Origin of the sequence: Dietzia sp. ANT_WB102, assembly GCF_008369165.1 — a bacterium.
GTDB lineage: Bacteria > Actinomycetota > Actinomycetes > Mycobacteriales > Mycobacteriaceae > Dietzia.
The window spans coordinates 389,043-410,082 of record NZ_VOBA01000001.1; the positions used below are offsets into that span (position 1 = coordinate 389,043).

Here is a 21,040-nt window from a genome sequence, read left to right on the forward strand (position 1 = left end):
GGGGCGACGACAGGTCCGGGCCGCTACGCGCGTCGACGGGCGAAGGCCAACATCAGCCCACCCAACAGAACCGTCACAGCGGCAACTTCGACCAGCGTGGTGGTCCGCACACCGGTGACGGCCAGCGCGCTCGGAACCGAGTGCTCGGCAGGTCCGGCCATGGCTTCGCCCGCAACCACCGTGTCGTCGCCCGGAGCGGCTGCTGCGTCGAGCGTGGCGCCCTCGTCACCGGTTCCGCCCTGCGAGTCCCGGGCGGGCCCGTTCTCGCCGACCGGGGACACGCCGGTCTCGTCGTCGTCACCCTCGCCCATCTCACCCCGCTCACCGTCTGCGGCACCCGCATCGGAAACATCAGCACCATCACCGGTGGCCCCGGACTCGGCGTCTTCCGCAGCAGCCGCCTCGGCTTCGGCACGGCGACGCGCGTTCTCCTCGACGGGATCCTGCTGCGCGGCGACCTGGACCGCCGCGATACTCCCCGACAAGGATCCGGGCAGCTCGGTCCCGGCGGCGTCCGCGGCGTCCGTGAGCAGAGCGCCCCCTGCGGCCGAACCCTCGACCACCCCGTGCCAGAATTCCAGCTCCTGCGGAGAGAGCTCCCCGGCCTCCTGCCGCTCACCCGCGGCGGCGAAGAAGCCGCCCGCGAGCTGCAGGCTCAGCACGGGCAAGACGTATTCGGGGATCGTGACGGATCCCAACCCGATGGTGCCCGACCCCAACGATCCGGTCGGGTTGACGTAGACCGACCCGGGCAGGCTCCCCGAGGACGCCACCGAAGCCACCGCGGACCCGCCCGCCGACCCGAGCGCCTCCAGCGGCGCCACCGAGCCCACGACCTGCCCCAGCGACAACGCTGCATCAGCCACCGGCGCGCTGCCCGTGTCGCGTAGGGCCTCAGACCCGAGGCCGTTGCCGCCGATGACGATTTCCTCCGGCAACTGACCGATCAACTGGTCCGCGCTACTGTTTCCCGTCTCGGCGGGCAGCGTCGTGTCAGACCCGGTTCCCTCCTGGGCGTACCCGACGGCGGGGGCCACGACCGCCGCCACAACGGCGGTGGTGATGGCAGCGCCGAGGCGATTGGTCCGGACTCCGGAACCACGGGTCTGGGGCATCGGGGACAGCCTCTCGTCACAGGGGCTGGCCAGAGCGACCCGCCGCACGGAGAGCGTACTACCCCATAAAGGGACCATTCAGCCGATGCGACCATCTCCCTGCCGTGTCGGTCCTATTGCAGGGCCGAGGTGAGGCGCGCGACGTTGTCGATGTACCGACCCGGCCACGGCCGACTCATCCACGCCTCGAGCCGGAGGGTGGTGCAGTCCTCAAGGTAGGCATCCACCACGTCGTTCAGCTCCGAGACCGCCTCACCCCCCAGGGCCAGCAGACTGATCTCGAAGTTGAGATTGAACGAGCGCTGGTCCATGTTGCTGGAGCCCACAACACCCGCGTAGTCGTCGATGAGCACGGCCTTGGTGTGCAGAACCGCCGGGGAGCGGAAGCGGTGGATCACCACCCCTGCCTCGAGCAGGGCACGGTAGTACGACCGCTGCGCATGGTGGACAAGGAACTGATCGGCGTGTTCGGGGACGAACACCTCCACCTCCACCCCGCGGAACGACGCCGACGTGACGGCATGCAGGAGTGACTCATCCGGCACGAAGTACGGGCTGACGATCCGGACCCGGTCCCGGGCCTGACCGATGAGCTGGGTGAACATTCGGAGACCGGGCTGCGTCCTGTATCCCGGCCCGGACGGGACCAGCTGGAACGCGCTGACCGGGTCGCCGGCCGTGGGATCCCCGCCCTTGCGTCCGGGCGCCAGTGGGGCCCCGTGCGCCACGTCCTCGAGCGTGCCGATGACCTCTCCGGACTCCGAGTACCAGTCCACCGCGAACACGCTGTCCATCGCCTGAACGATCTCTCCGCGGACCTCCATCATCAGGTCCACCCACTCGCGCCCCAGCTTGGCGTTGCGGGCGCTCCCGTAGTGGCGCTCGATGAGGTTCTGCGAACCGATGAAGCCGTGGACGCCGTCAACGATGAGCATCTTGCGGTGATTGCGCAGGTCTGGTCGCCGGAACCGGCCCCGGAACGGGTTGACCGGCAACATGAGATGAAACTCGACCGGAGTCGGACGCAGCCGCTTCCGCAGCGATTTGAAACCCCGGTAGCGCAACGAACCGAGGTGGTCGACCAGCACCCGAACCGCGACCCCGCGCTCGGCTGCCTCCACCGCGGCGGTGAAGAACTCATCTGTCGCCCCGTCCCACGACTGCGCGTAGAACTCGATATGCACATGGTCCCGCGCGGCACGCACCGCTTCGGTCATCGCCGCGAGCGACCGACTGTAGTCCGAGTGCAAGGCGATGAAGTCCCCGGACATGGCGGGGATCGCAGTGAGGTTCCGGTTCATCTCCAGGATCGTCCGCACCCCCGGGCCCACCTGCACCCCGTCCGGGACGGTGGGGCGCTGCTCCAGCGCGTTCGCGTATAGGAGGTTCGCCTCGGCCTGGATGATGTGGCGCCTACCGGTGATGTACGGATTGCCCAGCAGCAGGAAGAGCGGCACCCCCACCACCGGGACGAAGAGGATGACCAGCAACCACGCCTGCGACGAGGCGGGCTGCCGGTTTTCCGGAACCATCCCCAGCGCGAGCACCTTGATGACGTACTCGGTGATGAGCAACGCCGAGACGACCCCGTCCGGGAATGGCAGGTCGAAACGTATCGCTGTGAGGTTCACGTGGTCGGTCGGGTCAGGACCGTCCCGAGGGCGAGTGCACGGGGGTCGATTACTGTCCCACCCCGCATCGTCCACCTCACCACGCCCGCCAGGGCTCGCTGGGCGTACACCGAATCCGATGAACCCAGCTTGCGGGTCCGGGGCAGGACGACGAACGCCTCGTCGTCGGCGACCGCGGCGAAGTCCGCGCGCAGACCGACGCGGATCTCACCGCGATCCCGCAGGCCCACGATCTCGGCCGTGCGCACTGCCATCCACCCGGCCACGTCGGCGAGATCGAACCCGCGGCGACGGGCCTCGGTCCATACCACCGACAGGCCCAGCCGGGCGGAGGCCACGGCGTCGATAGTGCCGTCACGCAGCGCGTCCCACAGCAGCTCCCGGTTGGTGGCGTCCCTGATCGGCGGATCGAGGCGCGCGACTTCGGCACCACCGTGGGTGACCTCCGAGACCAGCGCCAGCATGTGCGGGCTGGTCGACGCGGTGACGGCCAGCCCGTTCTGCTTGGCCTCCCGCAGGAGTGGCAGCTCCTCGTGGTCGGCAACCGACCGCACGTGCAACCGACCTCCGGTACGTCGGCACACCTCCAGCAGTCCGGGTAGATCGTCGATCCCGGCGTCGACGGCGAACAGCCCGCCGGACTCGGCGACCTCCTCGGCGGCCTCCAACACCTGCGCAGAATCCAGTGTTGGCGCGCCCGCTACACCTTTGCCGACTGCCACGGCCGACACTCCGAACACGCCTCGGTCCAACAACTCCCCGAGCCTGCCGAGGTTTCCCGGGACGGCGGCGCCCCACAACCCCACGTCGACCGTGGATTCGCCCGAGACCTGGGCCCGCCACCGGTCCACGTCCTCCGGCTGGACGGCGACGGGATCGCCGTCGGTGCCGTAGTCCACGACGGTGGTGATCCCACCCTGCGCCGCCGAGCGCGTGCCCACCGCCACATCCTCAGTACTGACATGCGGGTCGACGAGCCCCGGCATCAGTACCGCATCATCACCGAGGTCGATCGTGTGGTCGCCCGCCAAACCGATGTCCCGGGCGTCCGGCCCCGTCCGTACCGAGGAGATCACTCCCCCGTCCACTGTGACCGCCGCCTGCTGGATCCGGCCATCGACCACCGCGCGGCGGGCATGGATCAGGAGTTCGTACTGGGCCACGGATGGCTCCTTCCGGTTCTCGAACGATGGCGGGGCACCCTTCAGCCGTTATTGTCCCCCACGGCCGCGCTCCCCCGGGGGAGCGCGGCCGGATAGCGTTGCCAAGAACAGACCACTTCCCAGGAGGCCCCGCATGAACGACACCCCCGCCGGATTCGTCCCCACCGCAGACCTCGTCGACGAAATCGGCGAGGACGTCCGCAGCTGCGACACCCAGTTCCGCGACCTCGGCGGACGAACGGAATTCTTCGGCCCCATCTCGACCGTGCGCTGCTTCCAGGACAATGCCCTGCTCAAGAGCGTCCTCGGCGAGCCCGGCGAGGGCCGTGTCCTGGTAATCGATGGTGGTGGCAGCGTGCACACCGCCCTGGTGGGCGACATCATCGCCGAACTGGGTCGATCCAACGGCTGGGCCGGCATCGTGGTCAACGGCGCGATCCGAGACTCGGCGGTCGTCGCCGGAATGAACTTCGGGTGCAAGGCTCTGGGCACCAACCCACGCAAGTCCAGCAAAACCGGTGAGGGCGAACGTGACGTCACCGTGAGCTTCGGCGGGATCGACTTCGTGCCCGGCGACACTCTCTACGCCGATTCCGACGGGATCGTGGTGCGCTGATTCGTCCATGGGCATACCGCGCCGGGCGGCCGGGGTAGGCCAGGCCGGGCGGCGAGACGCAAAAGGCAGATCGACCAGGCGAGGATCCTCGCGGAGGTCGCGTACGTCGCGTGGAGTCGCTCAGTCCACGGGGTCCCCGAGTGCCCCTGCGGAAACACTGCGCGCAGTGACTCCACGCGAGGCGTTCGTGCGCACGGTTACGCTCGAACGGGACTGACTAGGACTGGACCGACGCGGGCGGGATATCTCTCAGGAGGCTCCCCCGAGGCTGGCGGTCGGGACGGTGAGCAGGCCGCCGATCGATGCCTCGGGCCCGTAGCTGCCGAGCGACCCGGGTGCGTATGAGCCCGTCGAGTTCGGCAGATCCACGGACAGGACGACCGAACCGGTATTGATCAGCCCGCTGAGCAGGTCCATCAATGAACCCGTTCCAAACGAGCCGTAGCCGGAGCCCGTAGTGGGCGCGAATGCTGCCGGATCGACGTTCATGCACCGGGACGCGCCCGCAAACGCCAAGATGTACACGCATCCAGCGCGGGCGTCCGTGTCCACCGGGTCCACCGTGTCCACCGGGTCCACCGGGTCGGCCTCCTCAGCCGTCGCGGTGCCGCCGCCGGCCAGTAGCGCGGCGGCGGTGAGCGCTGTAGCGGCGAGGGCGGTCGTGCGCATCGAGATCCTCCGAGTCGTCGCCCCGCCCCACGGCGAGGTCATCCGACGGTGATGCTATCCGGCGCAACGTCGAGACGGTCCCCTATAGAGAATCTCTTAGCCTGTCCGCACCATCGTCAAGGCCGACCGGTCCGATCAGGCTTCGCGACGGATCCAGCGCAAGAGTGGACCGAGCGAGACCCGATCAGTGAGGTCCAGTCCGCCCAGTTCGAGCATGGCCTCCTCCTCCGGCGTGCGTTCGGACTTGCGGCGCAGCGCAGCGAGCGCGGTCTTGATTCCCAGCCGCTGGCGGAACCCCAGCTGGTCCGGGGTAACGACGCCACGCAGTTGGAAAAGTTTGAGATCGCGCAATTGCTCCGCAGAGAACTCGCTCGACATGAGCTCGATGCGGGCGTCATCGGTGACCGGGGTGGGACCCACCATGACGACAGCGACCCGGCGGCCGGCCTCGACGAGTGCCTCCCAGTTGTCGCGGATGAACGCCGAGCCGCCCAGCCCACCCCCCGCCCGCATTCCGGTGACGAGGACGACCGTCCCGGCGACAACGAGTTCGGCCGGATCAGCAGCATCGTGATGGGTGGCCCGGGTGTCGAACTCTTCGGCGAGCCACGCCGCGTAGCGCCCGGCACCGGGATCGTCGTCGTGTAGCACTACCGGGGCCTGGACCGGCCCCTGCGTCTCATTGGTCATCAGGCCTCTCCCCGTCTGTTTCGGGCGACCACGCGGGCCGCACGGCCTCCGATCTCCACCATGTCGCCGTCGACCATGCCGCGACCCCGACGGGTGTCGACCTCACCGTTGACGCTCACTGCACCGGAGGCGACAGCATCCTTGGCCTCAGCACCGGAATCGATCAATGACGCCAGCTTGAGGAACTGTCCCAGCGTCAACTTGCTGCTGAGGTCGCATTCGACGTCGTCGACGGGCGGACGGGCCGGCGGTGGCGTCGCACGGCCGGCCCGTCCTCGTCCTGCGATGTGGCGGCTCATACGACCGAGCCTATCGGGCGCGCCGTCACACGAGAGGACCCGTCTGCGGCGGCGGCTCATCGGGCAGGTCCCCGCGGCCGCGCCGCGTCACCAACGCCAGCCCTGTCCCACCGGCCACCAATACCGCGGCCGCCAGTGCCAGCGCCACTGTCTGCACTCCCGACTTGCCGGAGGTATCGGGGTCCTCCTTCTCGTCCACGACGGACGGCTCCCCCTCAGAGGGGAGCGGTGGCAACTCACTGAGTACCGGTAGCTCCGTCACCACCGCCCGGGCCCCCGTTTCCAGAAGCTGGGCCGACACCATCGGCGCCCCTGCCAGCATGATCGTCGCGCAGAGCGCAGCGATCATGCTGGCGGAGCGACGGCGGACCATGGATGCCTTCCGTGACGGAGGCCGGACGGCCTGATGTCAGAGTAGCTCTAATCTTAGGTTCCATTAAGGTCAGGCGCCACGGTCACCCTCAACGCTGGGCCACGTCCGTCGGCCGGACCGGTGCGGGCAGTGCCGTCTCCCCCATCAAGAAGCGATCCACCGAGGCTGCCGCGGCGCGGCCCTCTGCGATGGCCCACACGATGAGCGACTGGCCGCGGCCCATGTCGCCGGCGACGAACACTCCGTCGACATTCGTCGCGAACGTGCCGTCACGGTCGACATTGCCGCGGTCGGTGAACTCCACCCCAAGGTCCGAACACAGCCCGGACTTCTGCGCGCCGGTGAAGCCCATCGCCAGCAGAACGAGATCTGCCGGGTGCTCGAAGTCCGTACCGGGAACGGGCTCGAATCGACCGTCTACCATCCTCACCTCGGACCCCTTGAGGGCGGTGACATGCCCGTTCTCGCCGACGAACTCCGCGGTGGACACACCGTAGACGCGTTCGCCGTTCTCCTCGTGCGCGGAGGCCGTCCGGAACATCAGCGGGTACATCGGCCACGGGGTTGAGGCCGCACGGGTGGCTGGCGGTCGGGGCATGATCTCGAAGCTCTTGATCGATTTGGCCCCCTGGCGAGTCGCCGTGCCGAGGCAGTCTGCGCCGGTGTCACCGCCACCGATGATGATGACGTGCTTGTCCCGCGCGTGGATGGCGGGCAATCCGTCGGAGTCCACCACAGGGTCGCCGACCGCTGCCTTGTTGGCCAGTGGCAGGTAATCCATGGCCTGATGGATGCCGTCCAGCTCGCGGCCGGGCACCGGCAGATCCCGCCTCATCGTGGCACCGCCGCACAGCACCACAGAATCGAACTGCTCACGCAACTGCGACGCTGTGATGTCCTTGCCGACGTTGACACCGGGGCGGAAGACCGTCCCCTCGGCCTCCATCTGAGCGAGACGGCGGTCGAGGACCGCCTTCTCCATCTTGAACTCGGGGATCCCGTAACGCATCAACCCACCGATGCGGTCGTCACGCTCGAACACCGTGACGGCATGACCAGCGCGCGTGAGCTGCTGCGCAGCTGCCAGGCCCGCCGGTCCCGAGCCCACAACAGCGACGCTCTGTCCCGTGCGGAACGACGGGATGACTGGGGCCATACCGCCGTCGGCCCACGCAGCCTCGGCAATCTCCACCTCGATCTGCTTGATTGTCACCGGCGGCTGGTTGATCCCCAGGACGCACGATCCCTCGCACGGTGCGGGGCAGAGCCGACCGGTGAACTCCGGGAAGTTGTTGGTGGCGTGCAACCGGTCGACCGCGGCATTCCACTTGCCGCGGTGCACCAAGTCGTTCCACTCCGGGATGATGTTGCCCAGCGGGCAACCCTGGTGGCAGAACGGGATGCCGCAGCTCATGCAGCGGCTGGCCTGAGTCTTCAGGTCATCATCCGGGAGGGTCGTCGACTCGTAGACCTCTTTCCAGTCCATGATTCGCAAATCGACGGGCCTACGGGCGGGGAGCTCCCGTTCGGTGTGCTTGAGAAAGCCCTTCGGGTCAGCCATTTGCGGCCTCCATGATCGCCTCGTCCACGTTGCGTCCGTCCTTCTCCGCCTGCTCGATGGCCAGCAGCACGCGCTTGTAGTCGCGTGGCATGACCTTGGCGAAATGATTCACGTTCTGGGCCCAGTTGCCGAGGATCTCCCGTCCCCGGGCCGAACCGGTCTCCTCCACGTGGCGCTGCACGATGTCACGGAGGAAGTCCACGTCTTCGCTGGTCAGCTCGTCGGTATCAACGAGCTCAACGTTGAGGTTCTCGGACAGCGAGCCCTGCGGGTCGTAGAAGTAGGCGACGCCGCCGGACATGCCGGCCGCGACGTTACGTCCCGTCTCGCCCAGGACGACCACGCGACCGCCAGTCATGTATTCGCAGGCGTGATCGCCCACACCCTCGACCACCGCGGTGACGCCCGAGTTGCGCACGCAGAAGCGCTCGCCCACGATGCCGCGGAGGAAGACCTCGCCGGCTGTGGCGCCGTAACAGATCACGTTGCCTGCGATGATGTTGTCCTCGGCCACGAAATCGGGGGCGGCGTCTTCCGCTGGGCGGACCACGATGCGTCCCCCCGAGAGTCCTTTGCCGACATAGTCGTTGGCGTCACCGAACACCCGGAGCGTCACGCCGGAAGCGAGGAACGCCCCGAGGGAGTTGCCCGCGGACCCGGTGAACCTCAGGTCGATCGACCCGTCCGGGAGCCCGGGAGCGCCGTGGGCCTTGGAGATCTCGTGGCTGAGCATGGTGCCCACCGAGCGGTTGACGTTGCAGATCGGATAACTGCCGGCGAACGGCTCCGACGTGCGACCGTCGATCACGGACCGGCAGTCCTCGATGAGCGTGCGGTCCACGACGCCTTCGAGCTTGTGGTCCTGAGACTTGGTACGCCGTAGGTCCTGGTGCATGAACGGGGACTCCGCCTGGGCGAAGATCGGTTCCAGGTCGAGCTTGGCCACCCGCTTGTTGTGCGCGAAAGCGCGCGACTTGTCGAGACACTCGGAGTGGCCGATCGCCTCATCGAGCGAACGGAACCCGAGTTCAGCGAGATACTCACGCACCTCCTGGGCGATGAACTCCATGAAGTTCACTACGTACTCGGCTTTGCCGTTGAACCGCTCGCGCAGAACCGGGTTCTGGGTTGCCACGCCGACGGGGCAGGTGTCCAGGTGGCACACCCGCATCATGACGCAGCCGGCGACGACGAGCGGGGCGGTCGCGAAACCGAACTCCTCCCCGCCGAGCAGCGCAGCGACGACGACGTCACGGCCTGTCTTGAGCTGCCCGTCGACCTGCACGACGATCCGGTCACGCAGACCGTTGGCCAGTAGGGTCTGCTGGGTCTCGGCGAGCCCCAACTCCCACGGGCCGCCGGCGTGCTTGAGCGAGGTCAGCGGGGACGCGCCCGTTCCGCCATCGTGGCCGGAGATGAGCACCACGTCGGCGTGCGTCTTGGACACACCCGTCGCGACTGTGCCCACGCCCTGCTCGGCGACGAGCTTGACGTGAATCCTCGCCTCGGGGTTGGCGTTCTTCAGGTCGTAGATGAGCTGCGCCAGGTCCTCGATCGAGTAGATGTCGTGGTGAGGCGGCGGTGAGATCAGGCCGACACCCGGGGTCGAGCCGCGGACCTCGGCGATCCAGGGGTAGACCTTGCCCGGCGGGAGCTGGCCGCCCTCACCGGGCTTGGCGCCCTGTGCCATCTTGATCTGGATGTCGGTGCAGTTGGTCAGGTAGTAGCTCGTCACGCCGAATCGGCCGGACGCGACCTGCTTGATGGCCGAGCGCCGCCAGTCACCGTTGGGGTCCGGCGTGAAACGAGTGACCGACTCCCCGCCCTCACCCGAGTTGGATCGGGCGTGGAGGCGGTTCATTGCGATCGCCAGCGTTTCGTGCGCCTCGGCGGAGATGGAACCGTAACTCATCGCCCCCGTGGAGAACCGCTTGACGATCTCCGAGACCGGTTCGACCTCCTCGATCGGCACGGGGGGACGGGTGCCCCTGAGCTCGAACAGCCCACGGATGGTTGCCAGGCGCTCCGACTGGTCGTCGACGAGCTTGGTGTACTCCTTGAAGATCTCGTAGCGACCAGAGCGCGTGGAGTGCTGGAGCTTGAACACCGTGTCCGGGTTGAACAGGTGGTATTCGCCCTCCCGGCGCCACTGGTACTCCCCACCGATCTCCAGCTCGCGGTGTGCGGCCTCTTCCGGTCGCGGCAAGAACGCGAAACGGTGGCGGCGGGCCACGTCCTCGGCTATCTCGTCCAGGCCGATGCCGTCGATCGGGCTGACCGAGCCGGTGAAGTACTCGTCGCACAACTCCTGCGACAGGCCGGTGACGTCGAACAACTGCGCGCCGGTGTAGGACGCGAGGGTCGAGATGCCCATCTTGGACATCACCTTGAGCACGCCCTTCGCGGCGGCCTTGCGGTAGTTGGCGCAGGCTGTGCGCGTGTCCGCCCCGGTGAGGTGACCGGCCTTGACGAGTTCATCGATGGACTCGAAGGCCATGTAGGGATTGATCGCCTCGGCGCCGTATCCGAACAGGACCGCCATGTGGTGGACCTCGCGGGCGTCACCGGACTCGACCACAAGGCTGACCCTCGTGCGGGTCTTCTCTCGGACGAGGTGGTGATGCACGGCCGAGGTGAGGAGCAGCGACGGGATGGGCGCGTTGCGTTCATCCGACTCGCGGTCCGACAACACGATGATCGTGGCGCCCTCCGCGATGGCGTCCGAAACCTCGCGACGAATCCGCTCCAGAGCGATGCGGAGACCGCGACCACCGTGGGCGACGTTGTACAGGCCGCGGACGACCACCGAGCGCAGGCCCGGTCGCGTCTCGCCGGCCGCCATCAGGGTGGATAGTTCGTCGTTTCCGAGGATCGGGTTGTCGAGCCGGATCTGACGGCACGACTCCGGACCCGGGTTGATGAGATCGCCCTCCGGGCCGAGCGTCACGCCGTAGCTGGTGACGAGCTCCTCGCGGATGGCGTCCAGCGGCGGATTGGTGACCTGGGCGAATCGCTGGGCGAAGTAGTCGAACAGCATCCGTGCGCGCTGGGACAGTACCGGCAGCGGAGTGTCGGTCCCCATCGACCCGATCGCCTCGGCGCCGGTCGCGGCCATCGGCCCGACCAGGATCCGGAGCTCCTCCTCCGTGTATCCGAAGACACGCTGACGCAGCACGACCCGCTCGTGGGGCATGTACGGGTGCTCGACCTCGGGGAGATCCGCAAGACGGGCCATCCCCTCGTCGAGCCACTGCTGGTACGGGTGCTCGGATGCCAGTCCGGTTTTGATCTCCTCGTCGTCGATGATTCGCCCCTGTGCGGTGTCAACCAGGAACATCCGTCCCGGGCGTAGGCGGGTCTTGGTGACGACCTTGTCCTGGGGGATGTCGAGGACGCCCACCTCGGAGGCCATGACGACGAGACCGTCGTCGGTGACCCAGATCCGCGAGGGACGCAGGCCATTGCGGTCGAGGACGGCACCGATCACGGTGCCGTCGGTGAACGTGATGGAGGCCGGGCCGTCCCACGCCTCCATGAGAGAGGCGTGGAACTCGTAGAACGCTCGCTTGGCCGGGTCCATCGTTTCGTGGCGCTCCCACGCCTCGGGGACCATCATCAGCACGGCGTGCGGCAGGGTGCGGCCGGTCAGCGCAAGCAGTTCGAGCGCCTCGTCGAACCGCGCGGTGTCGGAGCCTCCCGGGGTGCAGATGGGCAGAGCCGCCGACAGGTCCTCGATGTTCTCACTGGACATGAGCGACTCGCGGGCCCGCATCCAGTTCTCGTTGCCACGGGCGGTGTTGATCTCACCGTTGTGTGCGACATAGCGGAAAGGGTGGGCCAGCGGCCATGCCGGAAACGTGTTGGTGGAAAAGCGGGAGTGGACGATACCCAGGGCGGACTCCACGCGCTCGTCCTGAAGGTCCAGGTAGAACTCTGGGAGCTGCTTCTCGGTGAGCATGCCCTTGTAGACGAACGTGCGCGGGCTCAGCGACGGGAAGTAGACCGTCTCCGAGCCGAGGTCACCCTTGCCGGGGCCCTGAGAGCCGAGTTCGTGCTCGCACCGCTTGCGCACGACGAAGCACTTGCGTTCCAGGTCCAGTCCGGTGAGCAGCGACCCGTCGGAGCCGGCGGCCTTGACAAAAATCTGCTGGATGCTGGGCTGCGCATCTCGGGAGATCGCGCCGACCGTCGAGTCGTCGACCGGGACTCGGCGCCAACCGATCACGCTCACGCCCTGTTCGGCGGCGATCCGTTCGACCATCCGCATGGCGTCCATCGCGAGCATGCGGGACTGGGGGAGAAAACAAAGGCCGGTGGCATATGCACCGGCCTCAGGCAGTTCAATGTTCTGCTCCTCACGCATTACCTCGCGGAGGAACAAGTCCGGTATTTGGATCAGCAAGCCCGTGCCGTCACCAGTGTTGGCCTCGGCACCCACGGCGCCGCGGTGCTCGAGGTTCCCCAGTGCGGTGATCGCCTTCTCGACGATGCCCCGGGACTGACGGCCATACATGTCCACGACGAACGCGACTCCGCACGAGTCGTGTTCGTATTGAGGGCGGTACAGGCTCTTTGGGCCGGGAGTCGTCGTCATGTGTTCGCCTTCGCTTGTCGACGGGCGGACTCCGTGCTGTCTGGAGCGCCCGTACTCAGCGGACCGAAGCCCTCTGGCCCTGAAATAATATGGGGAAAACGTGCGCAGCACACAAATCGGATAAGTCAAACTGTGGGGCCTGACATGGGAATGCGATTCCACCTTGTGAGATTTCTCTCAAGGGCCCGCCGCCAGAGGCCGGAGAGACGGCGGTCCCGCCCAGGGTGGAGGTTCCCCGGGCGGGCCACCTGCTGCGCAGATTGGTCACCTGATGAACGGCAGCGGCGGCAGGGAGACACCGTCCGGCAACACCACCTCGTAGTCGCCCACCGAACCGGTCATCACGACGACCGCGTTGACGCCCACAGCAGCCCCGGCGCCACCGCCACCAACGACCCCGGGTTCGCCCCCGCGCCCGTTGGGTGCCGAAGGCCCGGGGGCGGCGGGCAGTTCGGGGACCACCTGCGCACCGACCGCCGGGGCAGCGGCGACCGGAGCCGGCAGTCCCGGCAGTGGCGGAAGCGCCATCCCCACGTTCGCGGCCGCTTGGACAATCAGCGGTGCGGCGGCGAGGGAGCCCCCGATGAGCGCGACTGGCACCAGCAGCGGCAGCGACCCCGCCGCCGAGCCTGCGGAACCCAGCGGCGCCAGCGATGCCGTGAGAGACCCGAGTGGAGCGAGCGACCCCGCGGCGGACCCCGGGGCGAGAGAGCCCAGCGGCACGGAGCCATTGGACGATCCCTGCTCCAGCGATCCACTGCCCTCGCTGCTTTCGCTCGCCGACCCGCCGAGGTTGTCGACCGAGCCAGTGTGGAGCGACCCGGCGGGTAAAGACCCTCCTGACGACGACCCCTCCTCCAGCGACCCCGCCCCCACAGCCCCCTCGGCTGACTCGGTATCCGCCGACCCGACCGACAGCATGGCCAGCAACGCGACGAGCGAACCACCTCCGAGCGATCCCGACCCCAGGGATCCGCCCCTAACCATCGAGCCCGATTCAAACGAGCCTGGATTCAACGACCCCGCCTCAAGCGACCCGTCGTCGCCACTGCCGACGGTCAGTGATCCGCCAGCGTCGTCGAGGGACCCGGTGGGCAGGAGCCCCCCGACGGAGCCTTCGATGTCGTCCAGCGAGCCGGTGGGGCGCGAGCTGCCCGAGCTCGAGGAACCGGGACGAGAGGAGCCCGGGCTGCCGGAGTCGATCCCCTCCAGCGACCCGGTTGGGTAGGGCAATGCACTCCCGAGCGATCCGTCCTCACCCGATCCGAGGGCGAGATCCAGGTTGAGCGCCAACTCGGCGGCGCCCCCGAGCGATCCTGTCTGGGCCTGGGACACGCCGGCCGCTCCGGAAACGGTCAGGGCGGCGATGCCACCGGCCGCGACCAGTCGTCGGGCAAGAGGATGGTGGTGTGACATGGCCGGACTCGATTCTGATCGTGCCCCGGGGGGCGCGTGGATCTTGTAGCACAGCGACCCACGTAACCCGTGGGATGTTCACTGCTATCAGAATACTGTTATCTAGATCACAGTTCCACCGCTACTTAACCATCCACATATGTCGGACCCGGCCGGGCTCCGTCATGCCGCCGGAATGGCGGGTGGATTACCTCGTCGTCGTCATCGCGGGACACCCGGACCCCCTAGGCTTTCCGGGGTGACTCCCGCCCCGGTTCCACCGCTGCGCCGTATGGCCGACGGCACGGTAAAACAGACCAACCCCTTCACCGGTACCCAGGTGTGGACCGTCCCCGGTCGCGCACACCGACCGATCGACCACTCCCCCGGAGTCGTCACCGCGGTGGACCCGACGGCCCCAGAGGCGCACTGCACGTTCTGCTCGGCGCGCCTGCGCGAGACCACCCCGGAGAAGGCACGTGTGGTCCGTGACGGCGACACCTGGCGGGTGCTTGAAGAGGTTGCCCCGGACTCCCTCGACGCCACGACCCCGGAGTTTCGGCTGCTCGCCAACCTCTTCGAGATCGTCTCGCTGGACTACTGGAAGTCCGTGCACGGCTATCACATCCCCGCCCGCGCCGCCGCCCACCAGGCCGCCTACCTCGGCACACCCGCTGGCGCCGAGCACGTCCGCGCGCTGGTCCGCGCCCGCATCGCCGCCGCGCAGGGCGACCCGGCGGACGTCGACGCCATGGGCCCGGCCGACCTCGCCGCACAATCGGAGAGCTTCTTCGGCGGGTGCCACGACGTGGTGGTCGCCCGGAGGCACCTCACCGACGGCGCCACCACAAGCGATCGCCACGCTTCCTCCGGCGACCTCACACCCGCCGAGCACGAGCAGTACATCGCCTTCACCGCCCGCGCGATGCGAGCCCTGTACCGCGATAACGCGTACGCACGGTACGTATCGGTGTTCCAGAACTGGCTCGCGCCGGCCGGCGCGTCGTTCGCGCATCTGCACAAGCAGTTGGTCGCGATCGACGAGATCCCCGCCAAGACCTCCCACGAGGTGACCGCGCTGGGCAGCGACCCCGAGCTGTACAACCGACTGGGCGTGGACCACGCCGCGTCCGAGCAACTGGTGGTGGCGGCGAACGAGCACGCGGTGGCAGTGGTCGGGGTGGGGCACCGCTATCCCGCGCTGGTGGTCTATTCGCGGTCGGCGGCGAGCGCGCCGTGGGACCATTCGACGGCCGAGCTGCGAGGCGTCTCGGATCTGCTGCACGCGTGCCACGCCGCGACGGGTCGGCTCGTGCCGTGCAACGAGGAGTGGCACACCCGACCGCCCGGGTTGGGCGGACGGGCAATGCCGTGGCGGATCGTGCTCAAGTGGCGCATCTCCACCCCGGCCGGTTTCGAGGGCGCGACGGGGATCTACGTCAACACGATCGACCCGTGGAGCCTGCGTGACCGCGTACTGCCTCGGTTGATCGAGCTGCGGGCGGCGGGCCTGATCGCGGACGTCGCCGTGGGCACCGAATGTGGTGACGTGCGGGGGTCGCTGCGGTACGGGCGGTGAGACCACGCCGCGAACGACGAGGACGACGACGAGGAGTGCCGGCTCTGTGGGCGGATGAGCCGGTCAGTGATCGCCGGTTCGCAATCCGCGGGGTCGACCGAGGGCGGGCACGGTGGCCGGCGCGGGGTCCAGCACCCTGGCCGGCGCGGGGGCGGGCGTGGGTGCGGAGGTGGCCTCCCGGATGCCGGGGACCGAGGCGGGGATCACGACCGGGGCGGAGAGTTCCGGGTCGAGGAGCATCACGGTGGGGGTCTCCTCCGACCCGCCATTGATGCTGCGGCACAGTTCGTAGGCGTCCTCGTCCCGCCAGATGTTGACCCAGTGGACGTCGAGCCCCTCACGGGTGGCGCGACGACGCAGTGCCGATGAATAGGGACACCCGGGGCGCCACAACACCACTACGGCGCGCCCTGCCTTGGCGACGGCCCGGGCGGCCTGGAGCGGTTCGTGGCCGGAGGCCCGGAGCGGAGAGTTCCACAGGGCCAGCACCAATGAGGCGACGAGGACCGAAGCCGCCAAGGGCGCACCATGGCCGAATCCGATGATCGTCCATGCCGTCGCGAACCCCAGCGCCAAGACGGCGGCGGGGCCGAACCAGTGGCCGGGGACGAGCTCCCTCCCGGCCCGCGCGAAGGGGTGGGTCACTCGCACGACCTTACGCCCCGCGGACCGAGCCGTGGGGCCCCCTTCCCAAGATTTGTGATCCGACAACGACTCTGGGCCTCTCAGTTCCTGTCCCTCAGCCTCAGTCCATCTCAGTCCTTGCCCGCGCTCAGGCCCAGGGCAGCGGTCCCAGCTCACGCTCAGCCCACCGGCGAACGGCGTCGAGTTCGCGCACGTCGAAACCCGTGGTGTCGACCTCGAGTGCATCCGGCCACGGAGCCAGCCCGTCGAGCTGGGCGTCGAGTACGTCCACCGTCGCTTCCGAGGGGTCCGTGCCCGCGCGTGCCCTCTCGGTGATCCGTCGCACCAACTCGTCGCGCGGCGCGGTGCACGCGATCTCCACCAGTTCGGCGTGCGCGTCGGCGGCGGTCGTCTCAGCCTCCGCGCGGCGACGCGGTTCGAGCCACGTCGCGTCCAGCACGACACTGCGCCCCCGCGCGAGTGACACCGCCGCCCGGGCGAGCAGCTCCGCGTAGACCGCCCCGACCGCCTCCTCCGAGTACGCGTCGCCGGCCACCGACTCACGCCGGACCACGTCGGAACGGATGAGGTCCGCCGCCAACGCCCGGGCCAACGGCACCGCCAGGGTCGACTTGCCCGATCCGGAAACCCCACCCACCAGCACCAGGCGGACGCGACCCCGCAGCAGCGAGTCGACCGCCCGGTCCGCCAGCACCAGCGCCCGCCGCGCGTCGGCGGCCCCGGCGTCGTCATCGGCCTGCTCCGCCCGGATGGCGGTGACCTTCGAGCGGACCAGGGCGCGGTAGGCGATGTAGTGGTGGACGAGCGACGGCGGCGCGTCGTCACCGGAGAAATCGCGGTAGGCCTCGAGGAGGACGACGGCGAGGTCCCGCGCCCCCGAGACGTCGAGGTCCATCGCCAAGAACCCGATGTCCAGGATGGCGTCGCCAAACCTGAGCCGGTCGTCGAACTCGAGACAGTCGATGATCCGCGGTCCGGCATCGGTGAGGTAGACATCGGACGTCAGCAGGTCCCCGTGCCCGTCGACGATCCGGCCGGCCGCCACGCGGTCCTCCAACAGCGGGGCCCGACCTCGCAGGTAGTCGGCGGCAAGGACCTCGATGTCGTCGATGATCTCCGGGGCATCCCTGCCCACGTCGAGCCTGCGCAGGTGGTCCAGGGACTCCCGCCACAAGCCCGCCACCGCCGCGGGGGAGCCCACTGCGTCGATCTCCTCCGAGCGGGGGCTGGCCGCGTGGAGGTGGTCCACCTGCCGGGCCACCTCGCGGACGCCGGCCACGATGTCCGTATCGCCGACCGCGATCGCGCCGTGGTGCCGGGATTGCACCAGGGCGGCGAGGCTCCGGTGCGCCGGCAGCCGACGCATCCTCACCACGTGATCGATCACCTCGCCGTCGGGCCCCCTCACCTCCAAGACTCCCGTGTACACATCCGGAGCCAACCGGCTGTTGAGTTCGACCTCGCGCCGACTCTGCTCCCGCCGGGCCAGGACGGTGGTGTTGTCGAGGAAGCCGAGGTCGAGCGGCTTGCGCACTTTGTGAGCCTCGTCACCCCAGAGGATGATGAGCGCGCTGTGGGTCTCCACCAACATCGGCGGGCCTGATGTCGCGGGGTCGGGTCCTGGGTGGACGGTCATGGAGCCAGCCTAGGCAGGCACGACCCGCGACGAAAGGACCCGTACGGCGCCGGCGGGTAGTCCTGAGAACCGCCAGTGACCGGAGTGTTACCTCGCCCGGGGCTCACCTCATGGCCCCCTTGCGCTCATACTGACCGCTTGTAGTGTCGCCGACGCGCCTCGCTTCCGACCGAGGTGCCCGCGATGAGAGACATCGGGGTCAATGCAGATCGGAGACGTTCTCTATGACGAACACTCACCGCAAGACCACCAATCGCGCCACCGCCAAGATCGCCGCTGTCGGCGCGTTCGGTATCGGTGCCGCCATCGCATTCCCGGGCCTCGCCGCCGCCGCGCCGGCCGACGCCCCCGTTGATCCCACCGCCAGTCTCGCCGAGGCCACGGGCGAGGACGGCAGCCTCCAGGGCGCCCTCGGTACCGAGCTCAATCTCGACCTGGGCAGCCTGACGTTCAACCTCAACCTCGATGCCGAGACCCCCAACCCGGGCTCGCTCGAATTGGGCAGCCTCGGTGTCTCCCCGAACACCGGCAGCGCGCTGATCGACAACGGCTCAGGTCCCGGCTCGGGCGAGGACAGCACGCAGACCGGCGCGGCCACCGGCTCCGCCGCCGAGGAAGAGCCCGAAGCGGACGTCGACAGCGGCTCGCTGGGCTCCGGTGACGAGACCACCACAGAGGACGACGAATCCGCGTCCTCGACCGGGTCACTGAGCAGCTCACTGGCCGGCCTCAGCTCCGACACCCCTGAGGACGAGGGCACTGAGCCGGAGGACACCACGGGTACGACTGACACCGCCGGCGTGAACGCCACCGCCGACGGGGGACTCGGCTCGCTGGGCTGATACCCCCGCGCATGTGATGCGCCTTCCCGGCCCGGGATCGTGACTCTCTCCCTCACGATCCCGGGCCGTCGTGTGTTCGCCGACACTCATGGGGGATGATGCAGGTGTGACGATCGTCGTGGCCTGCGGGGCCTTCAAGGGCTCCCTCACCGCTGTCGAGGCCTGCCACCACGCGGCCGAGGGCGCACGGCGGGTGCACCCCGGCACCGACGTGATCGAACGCCCGGTCGCCGATGGCGGGGGCGGCAGCCTCGAAGTGATGGTCGCGGGCGGCGCCCGCACGGTCCCCGTCACCGCGTCGGGGCCCACCGGAGAGCCGGTGGAGACCTCGTTCGCCGCCATCGATCCGGACACCGCGTTCGTGGAGATGGCGGACGCCTGCGGACTACTGAGGTTGCCTCACGGTCAGCCACGCCCCCTGGAGGCGTCTAGCCGCGGCGTCGGCGAGGTGATGCTGGCCGCGTTGCGATCCGGTCGGGGAAACATCCACCTGGGCATCGGAGGCAGCGCCTCTACCGATGGCGGCACCGGAATGCTCTCCGCGCTGGGCGCACGTTTCCTCGACGCCTCCGGCTCCGAGCTGCCCGACGGCGGGGGCGCCTTGGTCAACCTGGACCGGGTCGACCTGGACGGCCTCGACCCGGCCGTGCGCGCCGCCCGCATCCTCGTCGCCTGCGACGTGGACAACCCGTTGCTCGGGCCGCTGGGTGCTGCCCGCGTCTACGGCCCGCAGAAGGGTGCATCGCCCGCGCAGCTCGACGAACTGGAGACCGGCCTGACCCGACTGGTCGAGGTATTGCGCGCGCAGGGGCTCGACGTCGACCCGGACGCGCCCGGCTCCGGCGCGGCCGGAGGAGTCGGCTTCATCGCCCGCGAACTCCTCGGCGCCTCCCTCGACTCAGGCTTCGAGGTGCTCGGCACGCTCACCGGGCTGGAGGACGTCCTGTCCGCCGCGGATCTGGTGGTGACCGGTGAAGGACGGCTCGACGACCAGACGATGCACGGCAAGACCCCGATGGGAGTCGCCGCCCTGTGCCGGTCCCATGCCGTCCCGGTCGTCGCAGTGTGTGGCCGCCTGGATCTGGAGGCCGACCGGGTGGCCGCGGCCGGGTTCGCAGCCGCGGCCGCACTCACTGAACGGGAACCCGATCTGGCCAGATCCATGGCCAACGCGGGCCCGTTGCTCGAGGACGTTGCCGCCGAGGTCGTCTCGCGCATCCTGCCCTGACTCGGCCGGTGCGCTCGGTCCATCCGCCGCTGCAGCTCCGCCACCGTCGTCCGCACCGCCACCGTCATCCGCACCGTCGAGTGGGCAGTATTGATCACGTTTCCCCTGGAATACGTCGAAGAAGGACCGCGTTTGTGACCACTCGGCGAGCGGCGCGCGTCAGGAGCCCAGCGCTGTGATGAGGTGGCTCGCGAGCTCATCTGGCCGACGGTAGAGAAGTGTCGCGGTCACGGTGATCACAGTCCATCCGGCAGCGCGGAGGCGATTCCATCTCCTCACATCGTCTGCATGTTGGGACGCGCTGCGGTGGCCGGCTCCGTCGTATTCCACCGCGACCATGCGGTCTGGGAAGGCGAAGTCCAAGCGATACGGCAGCCCCGGTGTCCGGTACTGGACCTGGAATCCGGTTAGGCCGAGGTCCGTCAAGAACAGTCGGAGACGCGTCTCCATAGGAGATTCTGTCGCCGGTTCGACGAGTGCGCAGCGACGCAGGGCCACCCGACGACCCCGCAAACCCGGGTAGCGATCGAGAAGCGCCGGTACCGCTCTCTTGACGTCGACGCCCGCCCCCATCCGCGAGGCACCGTCCAGTGCGACGACCGCCTCCGTGCGGTCGAGATGTCGCGCGAGGTCGAAAAGTGTCCACTCTGGGCTTGCGACTCGAAGTGGCCTTCCGTCCGTGTCGAGGAGCGTAACTATCTGCTCCTCCGGTACCCCGTATCGGCGAGCGGTGATGCCCGGCCGGCGGACCCGTTTCAGGCCGACTGCGAGTTCGACGGGAAACTCGCGGGGCGGCCACGGATGACCGTGGATCGACGCGGCGAGCCACCCGGTAGCCACCGCGTCCGGACATGCGATTATTGCTGCGGCCAGCCTCGTGACCGGAGTGGCCACAGTGTCTGCAGGTTCCCAGACCCCGTGGTGGACCCTGCGGTGTCCGTTCGTCGCGCGATGAGTTCCGTACTTCGCCTGCAATTCGCCTCGCCGTCGAGGACCCGTCGGAC

The 21,040-nt window shown here is 68.6% G+C and carries 17 protein-coding genes; 4 read left to right on the top strand and 13 right to left on the bottom strand.

Going from position 1 to position 21,040, the window contains the following annotated elements; translation table 11 throughout:
• Positions 1-23 precede the first annotated feature (23 nt).
• The 3 genes from FQ137_RS01770 to FQ137_RS01780 form a co-directional block, all read right to left on the bottom strand.
• A complete protein-coding gene (locus FQ137_RS01770) occupies positions 24-1,115 on the bottom strand; it encodes a hypothetical protein (RefSeq protein ID WP_149290864.1) in 1,092 nt (363 codons plus the stop codon).
• A 113-nt stretch (positions 1,116-1,228) separates the two neighbouring features.
• Positions 1,229-2,746 carry a phospholipase D-like domain-containing protein gene (locus FQ137_RS01775; protein ID WP_149290865.1) on the bottom strand — a complete coding sequence of 506 codons (1,518 nt, stop codon included), beginning with the start codon at positions 2,744-2,746 and terminating at the stop codon, positions 1,229-1,231.
• A complete protein-coding gene (locus tag FQ137_RS01780; protein ID WP_149290866.1) occupies positions 2,743-3,909 on the bottom strand; it encodes an amidohydrolase family protein in 1,167 nt (388 codons plus the stop codon). Before FQ137_RS01780 ends, FQ137_RS01775 begins: the two co-directional genes overlap by 4 nt.
• A 133-nt stretch (positions 3,910-4,042) precedes the next feature.
• On the opposite strand from FQ137_RS01780, the gene rraA reads away from it, so the two are divergent.
• The gene (gene rraA, locus FQ137_RS01785; protein WP_149290867.1) at positions 4,043-4,525 is read left to right on the top strand and encodes a ribonuclease E activity regulator RraA; all 483 of its coding nucleotides are present in this window, start codon (positions 4,043-4,045) and stop codon (positions 4,523-4,525) included.
• 249 nt (positions 4,526-4,774) lie between these two features.
• Here rraA and FQ137_RS01790 read toward each other — a convergent pair whose 3' ends face one another.
• From FQ137_RS01790 to FQ137_RS01820, 7 genes are all read right to left on the bottom strand, one after another.
• Positions 4,775-5,194, bottom strand: coding sequence for a hypothetical protein (locus tag FQ137_RS01790; protein ID WP_149290868.1), 420 nt, complete (start codon positions 5,192-5,194; stop codon positions 4,775-4,777).
• 135 nt (positions 5,195-5,329) lie between these two features.
• A complete protein-coding gene (locus FQ137_RS01795; protein WP_149290869.1) occupies positions 5,330-5,884 on the bottom strand; it encodes a hypothetical protein in 555 nt (184 codons plus the stop codon).
• The gene (locus tag FQ137_RS01800) at positions 5,884-6,084 is read right to left on the bottom strand and encodes an RNA-binding S4 domain-containing protein (RefSeq protein WP_149292576.1); all 201 of its coding nucleotides are present in this window, start codon (positions 6,082-6,084) and stop codon (positions 5,884-5,886) included. The genes FQ137_RS01795 and FQ137_RS01800 overlap by 1 nt, the downstream gene beginning before the upstream one ends.
• A gap of 124 nt (positions 6,085-6,208) precedes the next feature.
• Positions 6,209-6,556 carry a hypothetical protein gene (locus FQ137_RS01805; RefSeq protein ID WP_149290870.1) on the bottom strand — a complete coding sequence of 116 codons (348 nt, stop codon included), beginning with the start codon at positions 6,554-6,556 and terminating at the stop codon, positions 6,209-6,211.
• 88 nt (positions 6,557-6,644) lie between these two features.
• Complete coding sequence (locus tag FQ137_RS01810) at positions 6,645-8,117, bottom strand: glutamate synthase subunit beta (protein WP_149290871.1); 1,473 nt, start codon at positions 8,115-8,117, stop codon at positions 6,645-6,647.
• A complete protein-coding gene (gltB, locus tag FQ137_RS01815; RefSeq protein WP_149290872.1) occupies positions 8,110-12,711 on the bottom strand; it encodes a glutamate synthase large subunit in 4,602 nt (1,533 codons plus the stop codon). The genes FQ137_RS01810 and gltB overlap by 8 nt, the downstream gene beginning before the upstream one ends.
• Positions 12,712-12,975: 264 nt before the next feature.
• Positions 12,976-14,127: a hypothetical protein gene (locus FQ137_RS01820; protein ID WP_149290873.1), complete on the bottom strand. Its 1,152-nt coding sequence runs from the start codon at positions 14,125-14,127 to the stop codon at positions 12,976-12,978.
• 271 nt (positions 14,128-14,398) lie between these two features.
• On the opposite strand from FQ137_RS01820, the gene FQ137_RS01825 reads away from it, so the two are divergent.
• Positions 14,399-15,685, top strand: coding sequence for a DUF4921 family protein (locus FQ137_RS01825; protein WP_149292577.1), 1,287 nt, complete (start codon positions 14,399-14,401; stop codon positions 15,683-15,685).
• A 63-nt stretch (positions 15,686-15,748) separates the two neighbouring features.
• On the opposite strand, the gene FQ137_RS01830 is transcribed toward FQ137_RS01825, so the two are convergent.
• Together FQ137_RS01830 and FQ137_RS01835 are read right to left on the bottom strand one after the other, a co-directional pair.
• The gene (locus tag FQ137_RS01830; protein WP_255583364.1) at positions 15,749-16,330 is read right to left on the bottom strand and encodes a glutaredoxin domain-containing protein; all 582 of its coding nucleotides are present in this window, start codon (positions 16,328-16,330) and stop codon (positions 15,749-15,751) included.
• Positions 16,331-16,457: 127 nt separating this feature from the next.
• Entirely contained in the window at positions 16,458-17,966 is a 1,509-nt protein-coding gene (locus tag FQ137_RS01835) for an AAA family ATPase (protein ID WP_149290875.1), read from the bottom strand.
• Between the two features lie 224 nt (positions 17,967-18,190).
• On the opposite strand from FQ137_RS01835, the gene FQ137_RS01840 reads away from it, so the two are divergent.
• On the top strand, positions 18,191-18,808 hold the full coding sequence (locus tag FQ137_RS01840) for a hypothetical protein (RefSeq protein WP_149290876.1): 618 nt from the start codon (positions 18,191-18,193) through the stop codon (positions 18,806-18,808).
• Positions 18,809-18,914: 106 nt separating this feature from the next.
• Positions 18,915-20,036, top strand: a complete 1,122-nt coding sequence (locus FQ137_RS01845) for a glycerate kinase (protein WP_149290877.1) — start codon at positions 18,915-18,917, stop codon at positions 20,034-20,036.
• Positions 20,037-20,195: 159 nt separating this feature from the next.
• On the opposite strand, the gene FQ137_RS01850 is transcribed toward FQ137_RS01845, so the two are convergent.
• Positions 20,196-20,930, bottom strand: a complete 735-nt coding sequence (locus FQ137_RS01850) for a DUF559 domain-containing protein (RefSeq protein ID WP_188064725.1) — start codon at positions 20,928-20,930, stop codon at positions 20,196-20,198.
• Positions 20,931-21,040: the final 110 nt, after the last annotated feature.

Bases quoted from the DNA above. Each gene is read 5' to 3' on its own strand.
- FQ137_RS01770 (WP_149290864.1), bottom strand. From the start codon at position 1,115: ATGCCCCAGACCCGTGGTTCCGGAGTCCGGACCAATCGCCTCGGCGCT.
- rraA (WP_149290867.1), top strand. From the start codon at position 4,043: ATGAACGACACCCCCGCCGGATTCGTCCCCACCGCAGACCTCGTCGAC.
- FQ137_RS01790 (WP_149290868.1), bottom strand. From the start codon at position 5,194: ATGCGCACGACCGCCCTCGCCGCTACAGCGCTCACCGCCGCCGCGCTA.
- FQ137_RS01795 (WP_149290869.1), bottom strand. From the start codon at position 5,884: ATGACCAATGAGACGCAGGGGCCGGTCCAGGCCCCGGTAGTGCTACAC.
- FQ137_RS01805 (WP_149290870.1), bottom strand. From the start codon at position 6,556: ATGGTCCGCCGTCGCTCCGCCAGCATGATCGCTGCGCTCTGCGCGACG.
- FQ137_RS01810 (WP_149290871.1), bottom strand. From the start codon at position 8,117: ATGGCTGACCCGAAGGGCTTTCTCAAGCACACCGAACGGGAGCTCCCC.
- gltB (WP_149290872.1), bottom strand. From the start codon at position 12,711: ATGACGACGACTCCCGGCCCAAAGAGCCTGTACCGCCCTCAATACGAA.
- FQ137_RS01820 (WP_149290873.1), bottom strand. From the start codon at position 14,127: ATGTCACACCACCATCCTCTTGCCCGACGACTGGTCGCGGCCGGTGGC.
- FQ137_RS01825 (WP_149292577.1), top strand. From the start codon at position 14,399: ATGGCCGACGGCACGGTAAAACAGACCAACCCCTTCACCGGTACCCAG.
- FQ137_RS01835 (WP_149290875.1), bottom strand. From the start codon at position 17,966: ATGACCGTCCACCCAGGACCCGACCCCGCGACATCAGGCCCGCCGATG.
- FQ137_RS01840 (WP_149290876.1), top strand. From the start codon at position 18,191: ATGACGAACACTCACCGCAAGACCACCAATCGCGCCACCGCCAAGATC.